The organism is Microbacterium sp. KSW4-4 (assembly GCF_023091185.1).
Classification (GTDB): domain Bacteria; phylum Actinomycetota; class Actinomycetes; order Actinomycetales; family Microbacteriaceae; genus Microbacterium; species Microbacterium paraoxydans.
In genome coordinates this window covers 430,365-450,665 of sequence record NZ_JAHWXJ010000002.1, presented here as the reverse complement: position 1 = coordinate 450,665, position 20,301 = coordinate 430,365, and the positions used below count along the sequence as shown (strand labels likewise).

Genomic DNA, 20,301 nt, shown 5'->3' with positions numbered 1-20,301 from the left:
CCCGACACTGCCGGAACCCGCGTGGATACCGGCGTGTCGGGGTCATCGCGGTCACGCCGGAGGGGTCGCGGCGACGGCCTCGTCCTTCCGATCCTGCCCACGGAGGAACAGCGAGGCGACCAGCGCGATGAGGATCACACCGGCGGGGAGCAGCAGCGTCTCGGACATGCCGGCCGCGAAGCCCTCCGCGACCTGCGGGGGCAGCGCGCCGCTGCCCGTGCCGGCCGGAGCGTCGGCCAGACCGGGGAGGTTGGCCTCCAGCCGCGACTGCATGAACGCGGCGATCGAGGCGGAGCCGATGACCGAGCCGATGGTGCGCGTGGTGTTGTAGATGCCCGCGCCGGCACCGGCCTGCCGCGGCGGCAGCTTGCGCGTGGCCGTGGTCGCCAGCGGCCCCCACATGCCCGCGTTGCCGATGCCCATCAGCGCGGACGGCAGCAGGAACATCAGGATCGGGGTGTCCATCGTGGTCAGGGCGGAGTACCAGACCAGGGCACCCGCGACGCAGAGCAGGCCGGGGACGAGGATGATGCGTGGGTCGACACGGTCCAGGATCTTCCCGGCGACCGGGGCGAGCACGCCCGACAGCACGGCCATCGGGATGAGCAGCATCGCGGCCTCGGTGGGGGTGAGGCCACGCGCCGTCTGCAGGAAGAACATCATCGGCAGCGACATGCTCGTGACGGTGAAGCCGACCGCCGCGATCGCCACGTTCGCGCCGGAGAAGTTGCGGTCGCGGAAGAGCGCGAGCGGCACGAGGGGTTCGCTGCGGGTGCGGGCCTGCTGCACGATGAAGAGCGCGAGCACCACGACGCCGGCGATGATGAGGCCCCAGACCGAGATCGGGCCCGCGATGGTCCCCCAGTCGTACTTCTCGCCCTCCTGCAGTCCGAAGACGATGAGGAACAGCGCGACGGCGCTGAGCACGACGCCGACGAGGTCGAACCGGTGCGGGTGCGTCTTCAGCTTCGGCACGAGGATCCAGGCGAGCACGAAGGCGACCACGCCGACGGGCAGGTTCACGAAGAAGATCCACGCCCAGCCGAAGCCGTCGACGAGCAGACCGCCGGCGAGCGGGCCGACGAGCGTGGCCACGCCGGCCGTAGCACCCCAGAGGCCCATCGCCGCCCCGCGGCGGTTCGGCGGGAAGGTGCGGGTGATGACGGCCATGGTCTGCGGGGTCATCAACGCGGCGCCGAGCCCCTGGACCGCGCGGGCCGCGATCAGGCCCTCGAGCGTCGTCGAAAGTCCGCACCAGAGCGAGGCGAGGGTGAAGACCGCGAGCCCGATGAGGTAGATGTTCTTCGGCCCGAAGCGGTCGCCGAGTCGTCCGGTGATCAGCAGCGGCACGGCATAGGCGAGCAGGTAGGCGCTGGTGACCCACACGACGTTGTCGAGGTTGTTCGTGTCGGGGTCGAGGGCGGCCTTGATCGCCGGGTTCGCGACGGAGACGATCGTGGTGTCGACGAGGATCATGAAGAACCCGATGACGAGCGCCCAGAGCGCGGGCCACGGACTCTTCGGCGCGTGACCGGCGGCGAAGGGCCCCGTCTCGGGCCCCGAGGTCTGACGGGAATCGGTCATTGCTGTGCAGCCTTTCGCTGGGCGCGGTAGCGGTCGGTGTCGTCGAAGGCGTCGGGGCCCCAGCGGAGCTCGTCGCCGTCGAGGCGGGTGAGGAGGGAGTCGAGCCAGCGGAGCTCGGCGTCGAGCAGCGCCTCCTGCCGTTCGATCTCGACGAGGACCTGCGGCGGGACGCCCTTGGCGCGGGCGGAGGCGAGGCCGTCGTGGTGCAGCGCGTACGAGGCGACGAGGGCCTCCCGTCGCTCCTGCAGCAGCGCGACGGCGTCGTCGCGGTCGAGGTTGTGCGACTCGGCGAGCGCGACGCGGGCGTCGGTCTCGCGGTCGATGCGGGGGAGGGCGCGACGCACCCAGGCGACCACCGCCTCCCGGCCGGCGTCGGTGAGGGTGTAGGTCGTCCGCTCCGGTCGGTTGCCCTCGCGATCCGTGCCGACCTCGTCGAGCAGACCGGCACGCTGGAGCCGGGCGACCGTGTGGTAGAGCGTGCCGTTGGTGACGGTGATGAGGCGGTCGTCGTGACGCGCGCGGAGCAGGCGCACCATCTCGTACGGGTGCATGTCGCTCTCGCGGAGCAGCGCGAGCACCATCACCCCGAGCGGCGTGAGTCCCGCCACCACATCCCCGCTCTTCCCCACGCCTCTCCCCCGATCTGCTGTCGCCCCAGCTAAATAGTCCACATGGACTATACACCCGCCTCTCCCCCGCCGAGACCCCGGTTTTCCGGCGAGACCCCGGGGTCCCGACGCGCTCACCCCGGGGTCTCGACGCGAACACGGGGCCTCGGCGCGGAAGAGGACGCATCACCGGGATAATGGGCGGGTGAGCACACCGTCCGCAGGAAACGCGCAGGCCATCCCCGGGTGGCGACACCTCTACTCCGGAAAGGTCCGCGACCTCTACGCCTCGGAGGACCCGGCCGACACCCGCATCCTCGTCGTCGCGTCCGACCGGGTGAGCGCCTTCGACGTCGTGCTCTCCCCCGGCATCACCGACAAGGGCGCTCTGCTGACGCGCCTCAGCCGCTGGTGGTTCGCCCAGCTCGACGTGCCGAACCACCTCACGGACGGCGACCTGCCGGAGGAGGTTGCGGATCGCGCCATGCTCGCCCAGTCGCTCGAGATGCTGCCGATCGAGTGCGTCGTGCGCGGGTACATCACCGGCTCCGGCTGGGCCGAGTACCAGGAGCACGGCACCGTGTGCGGCATCGCCCTGCCGGCAGGCCTGCAGAACGGCGACCGCCTGCCCGAGCCGCTGTTCACCCCGGCCTACAAGGCGCCGATGGGCGAACACGACGAGAACATCACGTTCGACCGCGTCGTCGAGCTCGTCGGGGCGGACCGGGCGGCCGAGCTCCGCGACGCCTCGCTCGCGATCTACCGTCGTGCCGCGGCCATCGCCGAGGAGAAGGGGCTCATCCTCGCCGACACGAAGTTCGAGTTCGGGACCGACGCCGACGGCATCCTCCGCCTCGCCGACGAGGTCCTCACGAGCGACTCCTCCCGGTATTGGGACGCCGAGGCCTGGCGCACGGGGTCGACCCCGGCGGAGCGGATGGCGAGCTTCGACAAGCAGATCGTGCGCGACTGGCTCGCGGCGAACTGGGACAAGCAGGGCGAGCCCCCCGTGCTGCCCGAGGAGGTCGTGGCTCGGACGGCCGCCCGGTACCGGGAGCTCATCGACCGCCTCGGCGCCTGACGTCGCGCTCCCCGCGGCCGCGGGACGCACAGGGAAAACTCAGGAATCGGTAGTGTTGCTCCAGCACTCCGCCCCCGATCCCGAACCCTGAGGAGCCCGCATGGCTTTGTGGAAGCTGCACGGAAACGGCCGCACCGTCGAGCCCGGCGCCGTCGTCACCCCCGAGGAACGTCTGTCCTGGCCCGCGACCATCGCCATCGGCGCGCAGCACGTCGTCGCGATGTTCGGCGCCACGTTCCTCGTGCCGACGCTCACCGGCTTCCCGGTGTCGACGACCCTGCTCTTCAGCGGCATCGGCACGCTGCTCTTCCTCCTCATCACGAAGAATCAGCTGCCGAGCTACCTCGGCTCCTCGTTCGCCTTCATCGCCCCCATCACCGCGGCCGTCGCGGCGGGCGGCACCGGCTCCGCCCTCGCGGGCGTGGTCGCCGTGGGCGTGCTCCTCGCGGTCGTCGGTCTCGTCGTGCAGTTCGTCGGTCTCCGCTGGGTCGACGCCCTGATGCCCCCGGTCGTCGCCGGTGCCATCGTCGCGCTGATCGGCTTCAACCTCGCCCCCACCGCCTGGAGCAACTTCGCGCTCGACCCCGTGACCGCCACGATCACCCTCGTCGCGATCATCCTCTTCGCCGTGCTCTTCCGGGGCTTCCTCGGCCGGATCTCGATCTTCCTCGGCGTCGCCGTCGGCTTCATCTGGGCCGCCTTCAACGGCTCGTTCGAGGTGCCCAACCCGCTCCGTGGCGACAAGACCCCTGCCGAGCTCATCGCGGACGCCCCGTGGATCGGCCTCCCGCACTTCCAGTTCCCGGACTTCGTCGAGCCAGGCACCTGGTCGACCATCGCGATGTTCCTGCCGGTCGTGCTCGTGCTCATCGCGGAGAACGTCGGTCACGTGCGCGGCGTCGCGACCATGACCGAGGACCCCGCGATCAACCGCCACACCGGTCGCGCCCTCATCGCCGACGGTGTCGCCACGACCATCGCCGGTGGCTTCGGCGGCTCGGGCACCACGACCTACGGCGAGAACATCGGTGTCATGGCCGCGACCCGTGTGTACTCCACCGCCGTGTACTGGGTGGCGGGTCTGTTCGCGATCCTCCTCGCGTTCTCCCCCAAGGTCGGCGAGGTGTTCAACTCGATCCCCGCGGGCGTGCTCGGCGGTGCGACGACGGCGCTCTACGGCCTCATCGGCATCATCGGCATCAAGATCTGGGTGGACAGCCGGGTCGACTTCTCGCGTCCGGTCAACCAGTACACCGCAGCGGTCTCGCTCGTGATCGGCATCGCCGGGTTCACGATGCAGCTCGGCGACTTCGCCTTCGGCGGGATCGTGCTCGGGACGGTCGCGGCGCTGCTGATCTATCACCTGGGCAACCTCATCGCCCGCGCGCGCAAGACGGGTGCCGACGACCCGAAGCCTCTCGAGCCCGTCGGCCCCCTCGGCGGCGACCCCGCGTAACGCTCACATGCGGGACGGTTGTTGCCCCTCCCGCACCCCGCGGAGGCCCGTTCTCGCACTCGCACCGGGTGACGGGGGGTGCGCCCTCCCGGGGGTATTCACGGTCCGGATGGAAAACGCCCCTTCCTCACACGACGAGGGGGCGTTTTCGCACTCGCTCGGCCTTGGTCGGCCGAGCCGCGTGCGGGATCGAAATGGGGCCTTCCGGGTCTCCGGAAGGTGCACCTTCGCACTCTCCAGACAGGAACGCCCCCGGCCCGCGCGGTGTCCGCGGATCCGGCCTCTACGGTGCAGGGTCGAAAAGGGGCGCCCCCGGCGGGCGGGAGGGGCGTATTCGCACTCGCACGCGGGGGACGTCCCCCGGTCGGAGGGGGCGGGATCGGAAACGGGCGTGCCCGGCGGGCGGGAGGACCGTATTCGCACTCTCACGCGGGGGGCGCTGGCGGGATCAGAGCGTGCGGGATCGGAAAGGGGCGTCTGAGGGGTGCGGGAAGGGTGTTTTTGCACTCCGCACGCGGAGGGGGACCGGGGCGGGGTCAGGCGATCGTGGCGAGGAGGGCGTCGGCGGAGAGGGTCGCGCCCGTGTCCGCGCGCGGGGTGAGCGTGCCGGCGCGGTGCGCGGTGACCGTGGTCTCCATCTTCATCGCGTCGAGCACGGCCACCGGGTCTCCCTCGGCCACCTCGGCCCCGTCGTCGACGAGCCAGCGGACGAGCGTGCCCGGCGCGGGGACCCGCAGCTCGGAGGGATCCGCTGAGGACACGGGGGCCGCGACCTCTCCCGCCGGACGGCCGATGCCGGCCAGCAGTTCTGCGGGCAGACCGAGCATCACGCGGCGGCCGTCGATCTCCACCGGGAACCGCTGCAGTCCGGACACCGGGGCGACCGCGGGGCGTGGCTGAGCCTCCAGGGCCGGGAGCAGCACGGTCTCGATCCACTGGGTGTGCACGGCGAAGGTCGCGGTCGCGAACGCGGGGTCGTCGATGGCGCGGAGGTCGAACGGGATCACGGTCGCCGGACCCTCGACCGCGAGCTCCCGCAGCGCCCGACGCGCACGGACGAGAGCCGCGTCCCGGGTGTCCGCGTGCACGATGAGCTTCGCGATCATCGAGTCGAACGCGGGCTGCACGGTGTCTCCGGCCTCGATGCCGCTGTCCCACCGCACGCCGGGTCCACCGGGGATGCGCAGACCGTCCACCCGTCCGGGGCTGGGCAGGAACCCGCGGCCGGGGTCTTCGGCGTTGATGCGGAACTCGAACGCGTGCCCGGTCGGCGCCGGGGTCTCGGTGAACGACGGCCCCTCGCCGAACGCGATACGGAACTGCTCGCGGACGAGGTCAGTCCCGGTGACCTCCTCGGTCACGGGGTGCTCCACCTGCAGCCGGGTATTCACCTCGAGGAACGAGATCGTGCCGTCCGCGGCGAGGAGGAACTCGACCGTGCCGGCGCCGCGGTAGTGCACCTCGGCACAGATCGCCCGTGCCGCGTCGTGGAACGCCGTCCGCTGCGCCGCCGTGAGACCGGGCGCGGGCGCCTCCTCGATGAGCTTCTGGTTGCGTCGCTGCATCGAGCAGTCGCGGTCGCCCACGACGACCACGCCGCCGCGCCCGTCGCCGAGCACCTGCACCTCGATGTGCCGCGGGCTCTCCAGGAAGCGCTCCACGAAGCACTCCCCGCGGCCGAACGCGGCGGTCGCCTCGCGGGTGGCCGCGTCGAACGCGTCGGCGACCTCCGACAGCTCGCGGACGACCTTGAGCCCGCGACCTCCGCCGCCGAACGCGGCCTTGATCGCGATGGGCAGACCGTGCTCCTCGGCGAACGCCACCGCCTCCTGCGGTCCGGACAGCGGCTGATCCGTGCCCGCGGCGAGCGGAGCCCCGACGCGCTGCGCGATCCGGCGCGCGGTCATCTTGTCGCCGAGCGCGTCGATGCTCTCCGGGGAGGGCCCGATCCAGACGAGTCCGGCGTCCTCGACGGCCCGCGCGAAGGCGGCGCTCTCGGACAGGAAGCCGTAGCCGGGGTGCACGGCGTCGGCGCCGCTGCGGCGAGCCGCGTCGATCAGCGCCTCGATGGACAGGTATGTCGTCGCCGCGGTGTCGCCGCCCAGGCCGATCGCCTCGTCCGCGAGCCGCACGTGCAGGGCATCCGCGTCCTGATCGGCGTAGACGGCGACCGAGGTGTAGCCGGCCTCGGCGCACGCACGGATCACGCGGACCGCGATCTCGCCGCGGTTGGCGATCAGCACAGTGGTCATGAGGTCTCCTTGACGGTGAAACGCACCCGCACGCCCGGCGGAAGCTGGGCGGCGAGATCGAGGCTGCGGTCGGTGAGGGCACCGATGATGGGGTAGCCGCCGGTGAGCGGATGATCGGGGAGGAAGAGCACGGGCTGACCGTCCGGCGGCACCTGGATAGCCCCGGTCACGGCGCCTTCGCTCGGCAGCTCACCGCCGACCTCGCGTTCCAGGGGCACGTCGCCGTGCAGGCGGATGCCCACACGGTCGGAGCGCGGCGTGACCGTCCACTCCTGCGCGGTGAGCGCGTCGATGCCGGCGGCCGTGAACCAGTCGTCGCGCGGGCCGAGCGTGATCTCCAGCGCGACCAGCTCCCCGGCCGCGGGAAGGGGGCGCGGCACCGGGTCCGGCTCGACGGCGGCCACCGCGGCAGCCCCGATCGGAAGGAGATCGCCCGCGGTCAGCGGCGCCGGGCCCAGTCCGGCGAGCGTGTCGGTCGCGCGGCTGTCGAGCGCCGCGGCCGGAGCGAGACCGCCGCGGACGGCGATCACGGACCGGAGTCCGCGCTCCGGGTGCCCCAGCGTGAGCTCGTCGCCGTCGACGGTCGCGAACGGCACGCCGGGGAGAAGCGTGCGCTCCGTGCCGTCGGCGTCGGTGAGCGTGAGCGTGCCCGTGGCCCCGGTGACGGCGGCCACGCCCGCGCCGTGGAAGCGCAGCACGGCCCCGCCGACGCTCTCCAGCACGGCTGCGGCAGGCACGTTCCCCACCGCCCGGTTCGCCGCATGCATCGCGACGCGATCGGCGACGCCGGAGGCCGAGACGCCCAGCGCCGCGAAGCCGGGGCGACCCGCGTCCTGCACGAGGAGCTGCAGCGACGGTCGCACGACCTCGACCGCCGGACCGTCCTCACGGCGGTCGATGCGCGTCGCGGCAGCCGATGCCGGCGACGCCGCGACCGACTCCCGCTCCGCACGCACGAAGCGCACGCGGCGACCCGGCGCGAGCAGCGCCGGCGGGTCCCGGTCGATGTCCCACATCTCCAGGGCGGTCCGTCCGATGAGCTGCCAGCCTCCCGGGCTCTCCCGCGGGTACACGCCGCTGAACGCCCCGGCGAGCGCGACGGAGCCGGCGGGCACCCGGGTGCGGGGCGACGACCGCCGCGGCACGTCGAAGAGGGGGTCGCCGCTCACGGCATAGCCGAAGCCGGGAGCGAAGCCGGAGAAGGCCACCCGCCAGTCGGCGGCGAGGTGACGGGCCACCAGCTCCTCCGCCGAGACGTCGAGGAGCGCGGCCGCCTCGTCCAGATCCTCCCCGTCGTAGCGGACCGGGATGGTGACCTCGCCCGCATCGGGCAGCGCCGCGGCGTCGACCTCGGTCGCGGCCAGCACCTCGGCGAGCGCGGCGGCCGAGGTGCGGTGCGGATCGAAGCGCACGAGCACCGTGCGGGCGCCGGGGATGCGCTCGAGCACGCCGGGCACGTCGCTCCACGCGAGGTTCAGCCGCATAGCCTGCTCGAGGTCGTCCGCCTCGACGAGCAGCGCGCTGTCGGAGGCCGTGAGGATGCGCATCAGACCCGGTACTCCGCATCCGGCACATCGGTGACGAACATGTAGCCCGGGGCGTGGGTGACCGCGAACGGCGGCTTCGACGCCATGATCGCCGCCTGCGGGGTCACGCCGCACGCCCAGAACACGGGGATCTCGCCGGGGCGGATCTCGGGGGCGTCCCCGAAGTCCGGCGCCATCACATCGGCGATACCGAGCGACGCCGGGTCGCCGATGTGCACGGGCGCACCGTGCACGGCCGGGGTGCGCCCGGAGATCTGCACGGCATCGGCCACGCGGTCCGCGGGGATCGGACGCATCGAGACCACCATCTCGCCGCGCAGCCGTCCGGCCGGGGTGCAGTCCACCGCCGTGCGGTACATCGGCACGTTGCGCCCGAGCTCCTGATGACGGATCGGGATCCCGGCCTCGACGAGACCCGTCTCGAACGTGAAGCTGCAGCCGATGAGGAAGGCGACGAGGTCGGGATGCTCGTCCCACGCCGCCGTCGCGTCGGACACCTTCTCCACGAGCGCGCCGTCCCGCCAGATGCGGTACCGCCCGATGTCGGTGCGGATGTCGCTGCCCGGCGCGAGCCGCGACTCCACCTCGCCCTGCTCGATCACCTCGAGGACGGGGCAGGGCTTCGGGTTGCGCTGCGCGTAGAGGAGGGTCTCGAAGGCCCAGTCCGCGGGCACCGCGATGAGGTTCGCCTGGGTCAGCCCCGGGGCGACGCCGCTGGTCGGCGCGGAGTGGCCGGCCCGGTGCGCCGCACGGGCGGCCCGGGCGTCGGCGAGCTGTGCGGGAGTCGCGAGCACGGCCACGTCAGACTCCGGCGAACGGGGCGATGGCGATGCCCTCCGCCTGCAGCAGGCGCTTCGTCTCCGCGGCCATCGCGACCGAGCCGGGGCTGTCGCCGTGCACGCAGATCGACTGCGCGGATACGGCCACGTCGGTGCCGTCGATCGCCCGGATCACGCCGTCTGCGGCCAGGCGCACCATCCGCTCGGCTACCGCGGTGGGGTCGTGCAGCACGGCCCCCTCCTCGGTGCGCGAGACGAGCTGGCCGTCCGGCTGATAGGCCCGATCGGCGAAGGCCTCCGCGGCGACCGCGAGTCCTGCGCGCTCGGCGACGTCGAGCACCACGCCGCCGGCGAGGCCGAGCAGCACGAGCGAGGGGTCGACCGCCTTGATGGCCGCCACGACGTCCTTCGACTGCCGCTCGTCGCGGGCGATGGTGTTGTAGAGCGCCCCGTGCGGCTTGACGTAGGTGACCCGCCCGCCGACCGCCGCGGTGAGCCCGAGGAGAGCACCGAGCTGGTACTCCACGTGCGCCTGCAGCGTGGCCGAGTCGATGTCGACCTTCGTGCGCCCGAAGTTCTCGTAGTCGCGGTACCCGGGGTGGGCGCCGATCACGACGCCGCCGGCGACGGCCGCGGCCAGGGTCTCGCGGATCCCCTCCGGGCTGCCCGCGTGGAACCCGCACGACACGTTCGCACTCGTGACGATCTCGAGCATGCTCGCGTCGTCGCTGACGATCCGGTCGGGGACGTTCTCGCCCAGGTCCGAGTTCAGGTCGATGGTCGCCATGTCACGCTCCGATTCCGAGGAAGGCGAAGATGGGGCCGATCGAGACGGCGCCCATGTACCAGGTGAGCGCGGTCACGACGGTGCCCGCGATGAGCAGCCACATCGGGTACTTCCGGTCGCCGAGCAGGTCGCGGCGGAACCAGCCGATGTACATGAACACCGTGAGGCCGATGGGGAGGATCAGGCCGTTGAAGCCGCCGACGAAGACGAGGATCGCGGCCGGGGCCGTGCCGATCGCCAGGTAGACCGCCAGCGACACGACGATGAACGCGACGGTGGCGAGCTGCAGCGGCCAGCCGCCGCGGAGCTTGGCGGTGAACGTCGAGAGGAACGTCGCCGAGGTGTACGCGGCACCGATGACCGAGCTGATCGCGGCGGCCCAGAAGATCGCGCCGAAGACCCGGAGCCCCGCGTCGCCGAGCACCGCACCGAACGCCTGCCCGGCCGGGTTCGCGGCCTGCGAGGAGAGGTCGAGCGCCACGCCGGAGGCCACCACACCGAGGATCGCGAGGAACAGCACGTAGCGCATGATGCCGGTCACCAGGATGCCGTTGGCGGCGGCGCGCATGACGGGCTTCGCGTACTGCGGCCCCACGTGGCCGGAGTCGAGGTAGCGGTGGGCGCCGGAGTAGGTGATGTAGCCGCCGACCGTGCCGCCGACGATCGTGGTGATGGTGGCGAAGTTGAGCTGGTCGGGCACGAAGGTCTGGCGCAGGGCGTCGCCGACCGGCGGCTGGGCGATGAACGCGACGACGAGGGTCATCACGATCATCCCGATGCCGAGGACGATCAGCACGATGTCCATCACCTTGCCGGCCTTCTTCACGAGGAAGATGATGATCGCGAGGGCCGCCGTGAGCGCGCCGCCGAGTTTCGGGTCGAGCCCCAGGAGGGCGTTCAGACCCAGGCCGCCACCGGCGATGTTGCCGATGTTGAACGCGAGTCCGCCGATGACGACGAGGACGGCGATGACGTGGCCGGAGAACGGGATGGCGCTGTTGGCGAGCTCGCCGGCACGCTTGCCGGACGAGGTGATCATGCGCCAGATGTTCAGCTGCACCGCGATGTCGACGAGGATCGACACGAGGATGGCGAACGCGAAGGCGGCGCCCATCTGGGCGGTGAACGTCGCGGTCTGGGTGATGAAGCCGGGGCCGATGGCGCTCGTGGCCATGAGGAAGATGGCGCCGATGACGGCACTGCGGCCGGCGCGCTTCTTCGCGTGGGCGGCGCGGGCTTCGTCCTCGGGGGTGAGGGCGGGGGCGGACTGCTCGGACATAGGGGGGTCCCATCGTCGTTGGTGGGTGTCGGGTGACCCCCAGTGTAGAACGGACAGAACCCGATTGTTCAACAATCATGTTTCCGTCGTGCTACAGCGCGATTGCTTTTCGGTAATGATCGGCGTGATGCCGCCCTACGATGAAGGCATGAACCAGCAGGGCCCGCTCGCCGACGTGCTCCGTCAGCGCATCATCGACGGCGACGTCGCCCCGGGCTCCCGGCTGTCCGAATCGGCTCTGGCCGAGCGCTTCGACGTGTCGCGCAACACCCTGCGCGAGGCATTCCGGGTGCTCGCGGAACAGGGCCTCGTCGAGCACATCCCGCACCGCGGCGTCTCGGTCGCCTCTCCCTCGATCGCCGACGTCATCGACATCTACCGCGCCCGCCGGGTCATCGAGTGCACGGCTCTGCGGCAGTCCGAGCCCGAGCATCCCGCCGTCCAGCGCATGACCGACGCGGTCGCCGCGGCCGAGGCCGCCGTGGCCGGGGTCTCGGCAGACGACACGTCCGCCTGGCGCGCGGTCGGCAGCGCGAACATGGCCTTCCACGTCGCCCTCGTCGATCTCGCCGACAGCCCTCGTCTCGCCCGCACCTACCGGAACGTCGCGGCGGAGCTGCGGCTCGCTTTCCTCAAGATCGACGACCCCCGCGCCCTGCACGAGCCGTTCGTCCGGAAGAACCGCGCCGTCCTCGACACGTTCCTCACCCGCGGCGCGGAGGCCGGCGCAGCCGAGTTGGAGCGGTACCTCGTGCAGTCGGAGCGGGTCGTGCTCGGCGCGTTCGCGCGGATGCAGCTCGACTGAGCGCGGCGACTCAGGACGCGTCGGTCCGCAGCGCCGCCGTGGCGCGGGGTCGGGGTTCGCCCCGGGGCGAGGCCGGCAGCCCAGGCAACGCGGCGGTCGGCTCCGGGAGACCGTACCGGCGGTGCAGCCAGCGCCGCGCGTCCTCGAGCGGATACGTGTCGCCGAAGACGCAGTACTTCACGAACACCCCCTCCAGGGTGCTGCGGAGCATGACCTCCTCCAGGGCCGGGTCCTCGGCGCCTCGGGCGCGGAAGACGGCGCGCACGGCATCCTCCGCGACCGCCGCACCCTCGGCGTAGCGCTGCTCCGACTCCGCGAACAGCCGATGGGTGAGCGGCTGCTGCTGCATGGCGAGCACCGCGCGCTGCAGAGGCATCGCGAAGGCTGTCGCCCCGATCGCCCCGTCGATGATCGCGGCCAGCATCTCGTCGGGCGTGCCCTCGACCTGCGCGAAGGCCAGGACCGTCTCGAACCAGCGGTCGATCACCGCGCCGACGAGCTGGTCCTTGCCGCCGAAGTGGTAGTTCACCAACCCCTGGGCGACTCCGGCGCGACGCGTGATCTCGGCGATGCCCGCCCCGGCGACGCCGCGTTCGCTGAACACCTCGATCGCCGCCTGGAGGATGTTCTCCCTGGCGCGCTCTCGCGCCAGACGATTCTGCGCATCCGATCGCGCCATGCGGTGTCCACCTCCCGGGTCGTCCGGCGGAATTCCCTCACGGGCCGTCTCGGGATAGATTAATCACTGAATGCTCGTTCAACCTATGGAGGGTGCGAGCACTCGCGGCGCGGGGGTTCGCCGCAGCGGGCCACGGACGCGTCTCACGCCGATGGAGGGGGTGGCGGAGACGCGTCCGTGGTCATCCTCGACCTCCGGCCTACGACGAGGGACCGACGACCAGGCCCGGTCGTCGACCGCCGGTGCCGACGTCCGGCCGAGCCGTGGCGGCACCTTCGACGGCGACCGATCTGACCGATTCCTGACCTGAGTGCAGAAAGCGGGCGACGGGCCGTGTCGCGCCTTGACCCCGTCGAAATCGCGCGGTTAGCGTGAGCGGGCTTCGGCCCCTCGGTGGCAGCGATGCTCACCGTTCCGGCCGGAGTCCGCTCGCTCACCGGGCGCGCGGCACCGCTCAGATCGAAGAGGATCTTCCATGCGATTCACCAGAAAACTCGCGCTCGCCGCCACCGCGGCGGCCGCGCTCAGCCTCAGCGCGGTCATCCCCGCCACGGCCGCGTCCCCCGACGACTCCGCGCCCTCGTACCAGGAGTTCGCGGCGTCGACCTATCGGGACGTCGACGGCGCCTACGTCGTCAACGGCGATGAGGTGATCTCGAACAAGAAGGAGCTGCGCGCGTTCTACGACCGGCTCGTCGGCCCCGAGACCCTCAACGATGGCCTCATCGTCAACACGGTCAACAACATCGATGACAAGTGGTCGGCCGCACAGGTGGCCAACCTCACCTACTGCGTGAGCACGAAGTTCGGCAGCCGGCACGCCGACGTCGTCCGGGCGATGGAGGGCGGCGCGGCGCTCTGGGAGTCCGCGTCTTCGAAGGTCGACTTCCGCTACGTGAGCAGCGCCGACGCCAACTGCACCACGCGGAACAACGCCGTCGTCTTCTCCGTCGAGCCGGTGGCCACGACGCAGTACATCGCCCGCGCCTTCTTCCCCAGCACGCCGGCCCGCCAGCAGAACGTCCTCATCGACGACTCGATCTGGAGCGCCGGAGCGTGGACCCCGACGAACGTGCTCGGCCATGAGCTCGGCCACGTCCTCGGCTTCCGCCATGAGCACACCCGCCCGGAGGCGGGCACCTGCTTCGAGGACAACAACTGGCGTCCGCTCACGCCGTACGACTCGTCGTCGATCATGCACTACCCGCAGTGCAACGGCAGCTCGGCCGATCTGTCGATGACCAGCGTCGACCGCAGCGGCGTCGTCTCGCTCTACGGGAACTGACGCTCTCGTCAGACGCGCTCCGGCACCACCGAGGCCCGGTCGTTCCGCGACCGGGCCTCACCCGTGTCCGCGGTCGGTGCGGCTCAGGCGGAGCCGCGGACGACGAGCTCCGTCGGCAGGATGGTCGTCCGAGGCGGGTCCTCCCCCGCGAGCCGGGAGAGCAGCACCTGCGTCATCGCCTCGCCCTGGGCGTACATGGGCTGGCGCATCGTCGTCAGAGGCGGATCCGTGGTGAGGGCCACCGAGGAGTCGTCGAAGCCGACGAGTGCGATGTCCTCAGGCACCCGCACCCCGGCACCCCGCAGCGCCGTGAGCGCTCCGCGGGCCATGAGGTCGCTGGCGACGAAGATCGCGTCCGGTCGCCCTTCCGCGAGCAGACGGCGGGCGGCATCGGCTCCGCTCGCCTCGCTGTAGTCGCCCTCCTCCTCCGCGAAAGGAGACAGCCCCGCGGCGGCGAGCGCGGCGCGGAACCCCTGCACGCGGTCGGTCGACGAGGGCATCGTGAGCGGACCGGAGATCGTGGCGATGCGCGTGCGTCCGATGTCGACGAGGCGCTGCGTGGCCGCCCGTGCGCCGGCGACGTTGTCGACGTCGACCACGTAGTCGCCCTCGGCCCGCCGCACCGGACGGCCGCCGTAGACCACGGGGACCGCGTCGGCGATCCGGTCGACGAACGCGTCACTCGTGTGGTGCGACACGATGAGCGCGCCGTCGACGCCGCCATTGCGCACGAAGCTCGTCATCTTGTCGCCGGGGTCGTCGCTCGCGATCAGAAGGTTCAGCAGGTAGTCGGAGCTGCGGAGGGCGCCGGTGATGCCGGCCACGATCGCCGCGAAGAACGGGTCGCCGAAGAATCGGGTCGTGTCCTCGGGGACGATGAGGGCGATCGCGTGCGTCTGCCGGGAGGCGAGCGAGCGCGCGGCGCGGTTCGGCACGTAGTTGAGCTCGTCGATCGCGGCGCGCACGGCGGCGAGCGCTTCCGGGCTGACCGCGGTCGACCCGTTGACCACCCGCGACACGGTCGACCGGGACACGCCGGCGGCGGCCGCGACCTCCTCGATGGTCGCGCGGGGCGACATCATCGCTTGCTCTCTTCCATCGCCCCATTCTCATCCACCCGGAGCCAGGCCGTGAAAACCCCCGCTTCGAATCGCCCGATTGGTCCCATTTCGGCCGCAGATGGGGCCAATCGGGCGATTCGAACGGGTCAGAGGGACCGGGCGGCGATGATCCGGACGTACTCGCGGCCGGAGTCCTTGACCGTCCGCTCCTGGGTGTCGTAGTCCACGCGGACGATCCCGAAGCGCTTGTCGTAGCCCCAGGCCCACTCGAAGTTGTCGAAGAGGGACCAGTAGAAGTAGCCGCGGACGTCCACGCCACTGTCCCTGGCGTCGAGCACGGCGTCGAGGTGCGCGCGCAGGAACGCGGCGCGGTCGGCATCGGGCACCCGCGTCTCCCCGTCCTCCACCACGACGGTGTCGTCGTAGGCCGCGCCGTTCTCCGTCACCGAGAGCACCACGCCCGCGGGCTCGGCGTACTCGGTCCAGAGCCGCTGCAGCAGTCGCGTGAGTCCCTCCGGCTGGACCTCCCAGCCCTGGGCGGTCCGCGGTAGTCCGCGCTCGACGGCATGGATGCCCTCGTGCGAGGGATACGGGCTCCGCGTCACGTGCGCCGTCTCCGGGCCGCTGGACACCGCCGCGTCCTCGGGCCCCGTGCCGGACACGAGGTCGCCGTGGTAGTAGTTCACGCCCTGCGTGTCGATGGGCTGGGCGATGGTGTCGAGGTCGCCCTCGTGCACGGCCGCCTCGAACCGCGCCACGGCCTCGGGGTCCACTGCGCGGATGTCCTCCACGGTGTCGGCGGGGTAGGCGCCCCGGTAGATGGGGTCGAGGAACCACCGGTTGAACTGGCCGTCCAGCCGCCGGGCGGCGTCCACGTCCGCGGGGTTCTGCGGGTCGGCGGGATCGGCCACCGTGTGGTTCAGCGTGATGCCCAGGTTGAGGGAGGCGTCGCGGCCGCGGAGCTCCCGTACCGTCGCGCCGTGCGCGAGGAGCAGGTGGTGCGAGGCCAGCAGCCCCTCGGCGACGCTCGTGTGCCCCGGGGCGTGCTCGCCCCCGGTGTAGGAGAGGAAGGACGAGCACCACGGCTCGTTCAGCGTCGTCCACACGTTCACGCGGTCGCCGAGGGCGTCGTGCATGGTGCCTGCGTACTCCAGGAAGCGGTCGACGGCGTCGCGGTTCGTCCAGCCGCCGACCTCCTGCAGGGCCTGCGGCATGTCCCAGTGGTACAGCGTGAGCCAAGGCAGGATGTCGGCCGCGAGGAGCTCGTCGACGAGGCGGCTGTAGAAGTCGACCCCCGCCTGGTTGACCGCGCCACCGTCCGGGCGCACCCGCGACCACGAGGTGGAGAAGCGGTACGTCTGAAGCCCGAGCTCCTTCATCAGCGTCACGTCCTGCGGATACCGGTGGTAGTGGTCGCACGCCACATCCCCGTCGTCGCCGCCGACCACGGCCCCCGGCACCCGGCAGAAGGCGTCCCAGATCGACGCCGTCCGCCCGTCCTCGAAGGCGGCGCCCTCGATCTGGTAGGCCGCGGTCGCCGCGCCGAAGAGGAAGTCCGAGGGGAAGGCACGCGTCATAGGGGTCATCCTTTCACCGCGCCCGCCATGATGCCACTGACCAGCTGCCGCCCCGCGATCACGAAGAGCACGAGGAGCGGAAGGGTCGCGAGCACCGCGCCGGTGAGCACGATCGAGTAGTCGATGTAATAGCCGGACTGCAGCTGGCTGAGCGCCGTCTGCAGCGTCGGGTTCTGGGGGGAGAGCACGATCAGGGGCCAGAGGTAGTCGGTCCAGGCGGTCATGAACGTGAACAGTCCGAGGATCGCCATGGCCGGCCGCGCCGCGGGCACCCCGACGGTGAGGAAGGTGCGGAACTGGTTCGCGCCGTCGACCCTGGCGGCCTCGATGAGCTCGTCCGGGATCACGTCCACGAGGTACTGCCGCATGAAGAACACCCCGAAGGCCGTGACGAGGGTCGGCACGATCACCGCACCGATCGTCCCCGTCCAGCCGAGTTCGCGCATCAGCATGAACAGCGGGATGATGCCGAGCTGCGTGGGGATGGCCATGGTCGCGATCACGAACACCATGAGGCCGTCCCGCCCGCGGAAGCGGAGCTTCGCGAACGCGTAGCCGGCCAGGGTCGAGAACGTGACGACGGAGATCGTGATGATCGTCGAGATGAGCAACGAGTTGCCCAGGGCGAGCCAGAACGGGATCGCGTCGAACACCTTCGCCGCGTTCGCGAGGAAGTTGCCGCCGGGGATGAGGGGCAGGGTCTCGCCGCGGGTCGCGTTGGTCCCGCTCGCGACGACGAACGACCACCACAGCGGATAGGCGCCGCCGATGACGAAGGCCGCGAGGAGCCCGTAGGTGAGGAAGCCCGGGCGGCTGCCGAGGCCGGCGCTCCCGCTCGCGGTGCCGCGCCGGCGGCGGATGCGCTCCGGCACGCTGAGGGCCTGGGTGGCGGTCATCGCGCCTCCTCCTTCCCAGTCGGGCGGATGCGGCGTCGGGCCGCGCGGTTCTTCGGGGCGTCTCCGGTGGCGATGCGCCGGGAGATCAGGAAGTTGATGAGGCCGATCGCGACGATCAGCAGGAAGAGCAGGATCGCGACGGCCGAGGCCTCCCCGAGGTTCCGGCGGAAGAACGCCAGTTCCCAGAGGAACAGCACGGTGGTCTGGAACTGCCGATCGCTGCCGCCGATGCCGCCCGCGGTGGAGACGTCGAACAGCCGCGGTTCGGCGAAGATCTGCAGACCGCCGATGGTCGCGGTGATGATGACGAAGATCAGCGTGGGACGGATGGTGGGGATCGTGATGGCGAAGAACCGCCGCACCGCCCCGGCACCGTCGAGCGCGGCCGATTCGTAGAGGTCGCGCGGCACGGCCTGCATCGCGGCGAGGAGGATGAGGGCGTTGTAGCCGGTCCAGCGGAAATTCACCATGACCGCGATCGCGATGTGCGACAGGACCGTGTCGTGCTTCCACTGCTGATCGGCGATGCCGACGAGGTTGAGGAGGTTGTTGGCCAGCCCGTCCGCCTCGTTGAAGATGCTGGAGAAGATGATCGCCACGGCGACCGGGGTGACCACGAACGGGATGAGGACGCTCATCCGCCAGAACGTCGGCGTCCGCAGTCCGCGGTCCAGCAGGTAGGCGATCACCAAAGCGACGGCGAGCTGCGGGATGGCGGAGAGCAGGAAGATGCTCAGCGTGTTCCGGATGGAGTTCCAGAACATGCCGTCGCCGAGGATCGCCGCGAAGTTGCCGAAGCCGACGAACGGTCCCTCGCCCTTCAACAGGTCCCACTCGTGGACCGCGACCCACACCGTGTACAGCAGCGGGAAGAGGCCGATGAGCCCGAAGAGGAGGAAGAACGGGGAGATGTAGAAGTACGGTGAGGCGCGGTGGTCGAAACGGGAGACGCGGGTGCGCCAGGAGCGTCGCGGCGGAGCGTCCGCCGCTGCGGGGGCGGCGGCCTGCGGCTCCGCCGGCGGGGCGGTGAGGGTCATGGGCGTGTCCTTTGCCGGGCTTCGACAGGCTCAGCCACCCACTCGGGGCGCTGAGCATCCCCTCTGGGGCGCTGAGCCTGTCGAAGCGAGATGATCAGCCGACGAGGTCGTTCAGGAGGCCGATCGCCTGGTCCCAGGCGCCCTGCGTGTCGGTCTCGCCGCGGTCGAGCGCGCTCAGCGCCGGCCCGAAGACGTTCTCCTGGATCACCGAGTCATCGGCGCCCTTGAACTGTGCGACGACGCCCTTGGCACGCTCGGCGAGGATGGCACCGGTCGGCGCGTCGTTGAAGAACTCGTTGGGCGTGGCCTCCTCGGCGAGGGACTCCTGCGCCTTGATGGTCGACGGGAAGTTGCCCGCGGCGGCGGACTGCTTCACCTGCTGCTCGGGCTGCGTCAGCCAGTCGGCGAGCTCGGCCGCGGCCTCCTTGTGCTCCGACGACTCCGGGATCGAGAGGAACGCGCCGCCCCAGTTGGCCGCGCCGCCGGGGAAGACGTCGGCGAAGTCCCAGCCGGTCGACGCGTCGCCGCCACCGGCCTCGACCTGGCCCTGCACGACGCCGAGCATCCAGCCGGGGCAGACGAAGGTGGCGAAGGTGCCGTCGACGAACGACTTGCCGCCGTTCCAGTCCCACGCGGTCTGCGCCGCGGACTGGCCGCCCTCGGTCGCGGCGCCGAGGAGCTCGAAGCGCTCCTGGAGCTCGTCGTTGCCCTCGACGTTCAGCTCGCCGTCGGCGGTGTAGTAGCCCTCGTCGAGCTGGTTGACCATGGCGTTCCAGACGAAGCCGGAGTGGTCGTACCAGGCCTTGCCGGTCTTGGCCGTGTAGTCGGCGCCGACCTGGAAGTAGTTCTCCCAGTCGCCGTTCAGCAGCTCGGCGACCGACTCGCGGTCGCTGGGCAGGCCGGCGGCCTCGAACGCGGCGCCGTTGTAGCAGATGCCGCTCGGGCCGATGTCGGTGCCGTAGCCGATGACGCGGCCCTCGGCGTCGGTCGCCTGGCCGTACTTCCAGTCGACCCAGTCGTCCTTGCGGTCCTCGATGCCGTAGTCGCGCAGGTCGACGAAGGTGTCCGAGACGTCCATGATGGCGCCGAGCCAGCCCTCCTCGATCGCGACGATGTCGCTGAGTCCGGAGCCGGCGGCGATCTTGGTGAAGGCATCGGTGCGGGCGTTGCCACCGGTGTCGATGTTGGTCGCCTCGATCGTCACGTTCGGGTGCGCCTTCTCGTACTCCTTGTAGAGGTCGTCGTAGCCGAAGGTTCCGAAGGTGGTGACGGTCAGTGTGACCTTCTCGTCGGCGCTGGCGCCGGAGTCGCCGTCGCCGCCGGTGCTGCCGGAGCAACCGGCGAGGGCGAGAGCGGAGACGGATGCCACGGCGGCTGTCGCCAGGATCCGGGTGCGGGCACGTGAGTTCACGGTTCACTCCTTTGTGGGTTCGTGCGGGTGGTGGTGCGTGGGGGCTTGTGGGAGCGCTCCCACAAGGTTGTCGTGAACTCTATGGGAGCGCTCCCACGATGTCAAGGGTGCGGGATGGCCGCCGGTCCCCGTTCACAACTCAGGAGAACTGGGATCCGATGCCGCCGTTCGAGCGCC

General features: G+C 71.1%; 17 protein-coding genes. 4 read left to right on the top strand and 13 right to left on the bottom strand.

Translation table 11 applies throughout. The features are described from left to right. Positions 1–51: 51 nt before the first annotated feature. Positions 52–1,584 carry a DHA2 family efflux MFS transporter permease subunit gene (locus KZC57_RS11755; protein WP_217582813.1) on the bottom strand — a complete coding sequence of 511 codons (1,533 nt, stop codon included), beginning with the start codon at positions 1,582–1,584 and terminating at the stop codon, positions 52–54. After that, entirely contained in the window at positions 1,581–2,213 is a 633-nt protein-coding gene (locus tag KZC57_RS11750) for a PadR family transcriptional regulator (protein WP_306304911.1), read from the bottom strand. The genes KZC57_RS11755 and KZC57_RS11750 overlap by 4 nt, the downstream gene beginning before the upstream one ends. A gap of 184 nt (positions 2,214–2,397) precedes the next feature. Between KZC57_RS11750 and KZC57_RS11745 the strand changes: the two genes are divergently transcribed. Next, positions 2,398–3,273 carry a phosphoribosylaminoimidazolesuccinocarboxamide synthase gene (locus KZC57_RS11745; RefSeq protein ID WP_060922443.1) on the top strand — a complete coding sequence of 292 codons (876 nt, stop codon included), beginning with the start codon at positions 2,398–2,400 and terminating at the stop codon, positions 3,271–3,273. Positions 3,274–3,373: 100 nt separating this feature from the next. Beyond that, on the top strand, positions 3,374–4,729 hold the full coding sequence (locus KZC57_RS11740) for a uracil-xanthine permease family protein (RefSeq protein ID WP_062766125.1): 1,356 nt from the start codon (positions 3,374–3,376) through the stop codon (positions 4,727–4,729). Positions 4,730–5,265: 536 nt separating this feature from the next. Here KZC57_RS11740 and KZC57_RS11735 read toward each other — a convergent pair. From KZC57_RS11735 to KZC57_RS11715, 5 genes are read right to left on the bottom strand one after another with little or no spacing between them, the layout of a single operon-like run. Further along, positions 5,266–6,981, bottom strand: coding sequence for a biotin carboxylase N-terminal domain-containing protein (locus tag KZC57_RS11735; RefSeq protein WP_247641832.1), 1,716 nt, complete (start codon positions 6,979–6,981; stop codon positions 5,266–5,268). Beyond that, positions 6,978–8,528: an urea amidolyase family protein gene (locus KZC57_RS11730; protein WP_247641831.1), complete on the bottom strand. Its 1,551-nt coding sequence runs from the start codon at positions 8,526–8,528 to the stop codon at positions 6,978–6,980. The genes KZC57_RS11735 and KZC57_RS11730 overlap by 4 nt, the downstream gene beginning before the upstream one ends. Next, positions 8,528–9,328 (bottom strand): putative hydro-lyase, encoded by an 801-nt coding sequence (locus tag KZC57_RS11725; RefSeq protein ID WP_247641830.1) that lies wholly within the window; start codon positions 9,326–9,328, stop codon positions 8,528–8,530. The genes KZC57_RS11730 and KZC57_RS11725 overlap by 1 nt, the downstream gene beginning before the upstream one ends. 1 nt (position 9,329) lies before the next feature. Then, positions 9,330–10,094, bottom strand: a complete 765-nt coding sequence (locus KZC57_RS11720) for a LamB/YcsF family protein (protein WP_247641829.1) — start codon at positions 10,092–10,094, stop codon at positions 9,330–9,332. A 1-nt stretch (position 10,095) separates the two neighbouring features. Beyond that, the gene (locus KZC57_RS11715) at positions 10,096–11,373 is read right to left on the bottom strand and encodes an NRAMP family divalent metal transporter (protein ID WP_060922868.1); all 1,278 of its coding nucleotides are present in this window, start codon (positions 11,371–11,373) and stop codon (positions 10,096–10,098) included. A gap of 148 nt (positions 11,374–11,521) precedes the next feature. Between KZC57_RS11715 and KZC57_RS11710 the strand changes: the two genes are divergently transcribed. Continuing rightward, a complete protein-coding gene (locus KZC57_RS11710) occupies positions 11,522–12,178 on the top strand; it encodes a GntR family transcriptional regulator (RefSeq protein ID WP_082750116.1) in 657 nt (218 codons plus the stop codon). A gap of 10 nt (positions 12,179–12,188) precedes the next feature. On the opposite strand, the gene KZC57_RS11705 is transcribed toward KZC57_RS11710, so the two are convergent. Beyond that, entirely contained in the window at positions 12,189–12,857 is a 669-nt protein-coding gene (locus tag KZC57_RS11705) for a TetR/AcrR family transcriptional regulator (RefSeq protein ID WP_105949143.1), read from the bottom strand. 475 nt (positions 12,858–13,332) lie between these two features. Here KZC57_RS11705 and KZC57_RS11700 point away from each other — a divergent pair, with 475 nt between their 5' ends. Beyond that, positions 13,333–14,142: a M57 family metalloprotease gene (locus tag KZC57_RS11700; protein WP_060922866.1), complete on the top strand. Its 810-nt coding sequence runs from the start codon at positions 13,333–13,335 to the stop codon at positions 14,140–14,142. Between the two features lie 83 nt (positions 14,143–14,225). On the opposite strand, the gene KZC57_RS11695 is transcribed toward KZC57_RS11700, so the two are convergent. The 5 genes from KZC57_RS11695 to KZC57_RS11675 form a co-directional block, all read right to left on the bottom strand. Next, a complete protein-coding gene (locus KZC57_RS11695; protein ID WP_060922871.1) occupies positions 14,226–15,221 on the bottom strand; it encodes a LacI family DNA-binding transcriptional regulator in 996 nt (331 codons plus the stop codon). A 128-nt stretch (positions 15,222–15,349) separates the two neighbouring features. Further along, complete coding sequence (locus tag KZC57_RS11690) at positions 15,350–16,780, bottom strand: GH1 family beta-glucosidase (RefSeq protein ID WP_247641828.1); 1,431 nt, start codon at positions 16,778–16,780, stop codon at positions 15,350–15,352. Between the two features lie 5 nt (positions 16,781–16,785). Next, positions 16,786–17,676: a carbohydrate ABC transporter permease gene (locus KZC57_RS11685; protein WP_105949141.1), complete on the bottom strand. Its 891-nt coding sequence runs from the start codon at positions 17,674–17,676 to the stop codon at positions 16,786–16,788. Continuing rightward, the gene (locus tag KZC57_RS11680; protein WP_025103982.1) at positions 17,673–18,713 is read right to left on the bottom strand and encodes a carbohydrate ABC transporter permease; all 1,041 of its coding nucleotides are present in this window, start codon (positions 18,711–18,713) and stop codon (positions 17,673–17,675) included. Before KZC57_RS11680 ends, KZC57_RS11685 begins: the two co-directional genes overlap by 4 nt. 94 nt (positions 18,714–18,807) lie before the next feature. After that, positions 18,808–20,124 carry an ABC transporter substrate-binding protein gene (locus tag KZC57_RS11675; protein WP_060922864.1) on the bottom strand — a complete coding sequence of 439 codons (1,317 nt, stop codon included), beginning with the start codon at positions 20,122–20,124 and terminating at the stop codon, positions 18,808–18,810. Positions 20,125–20,301: the final 177 nt, after the last annotated feature.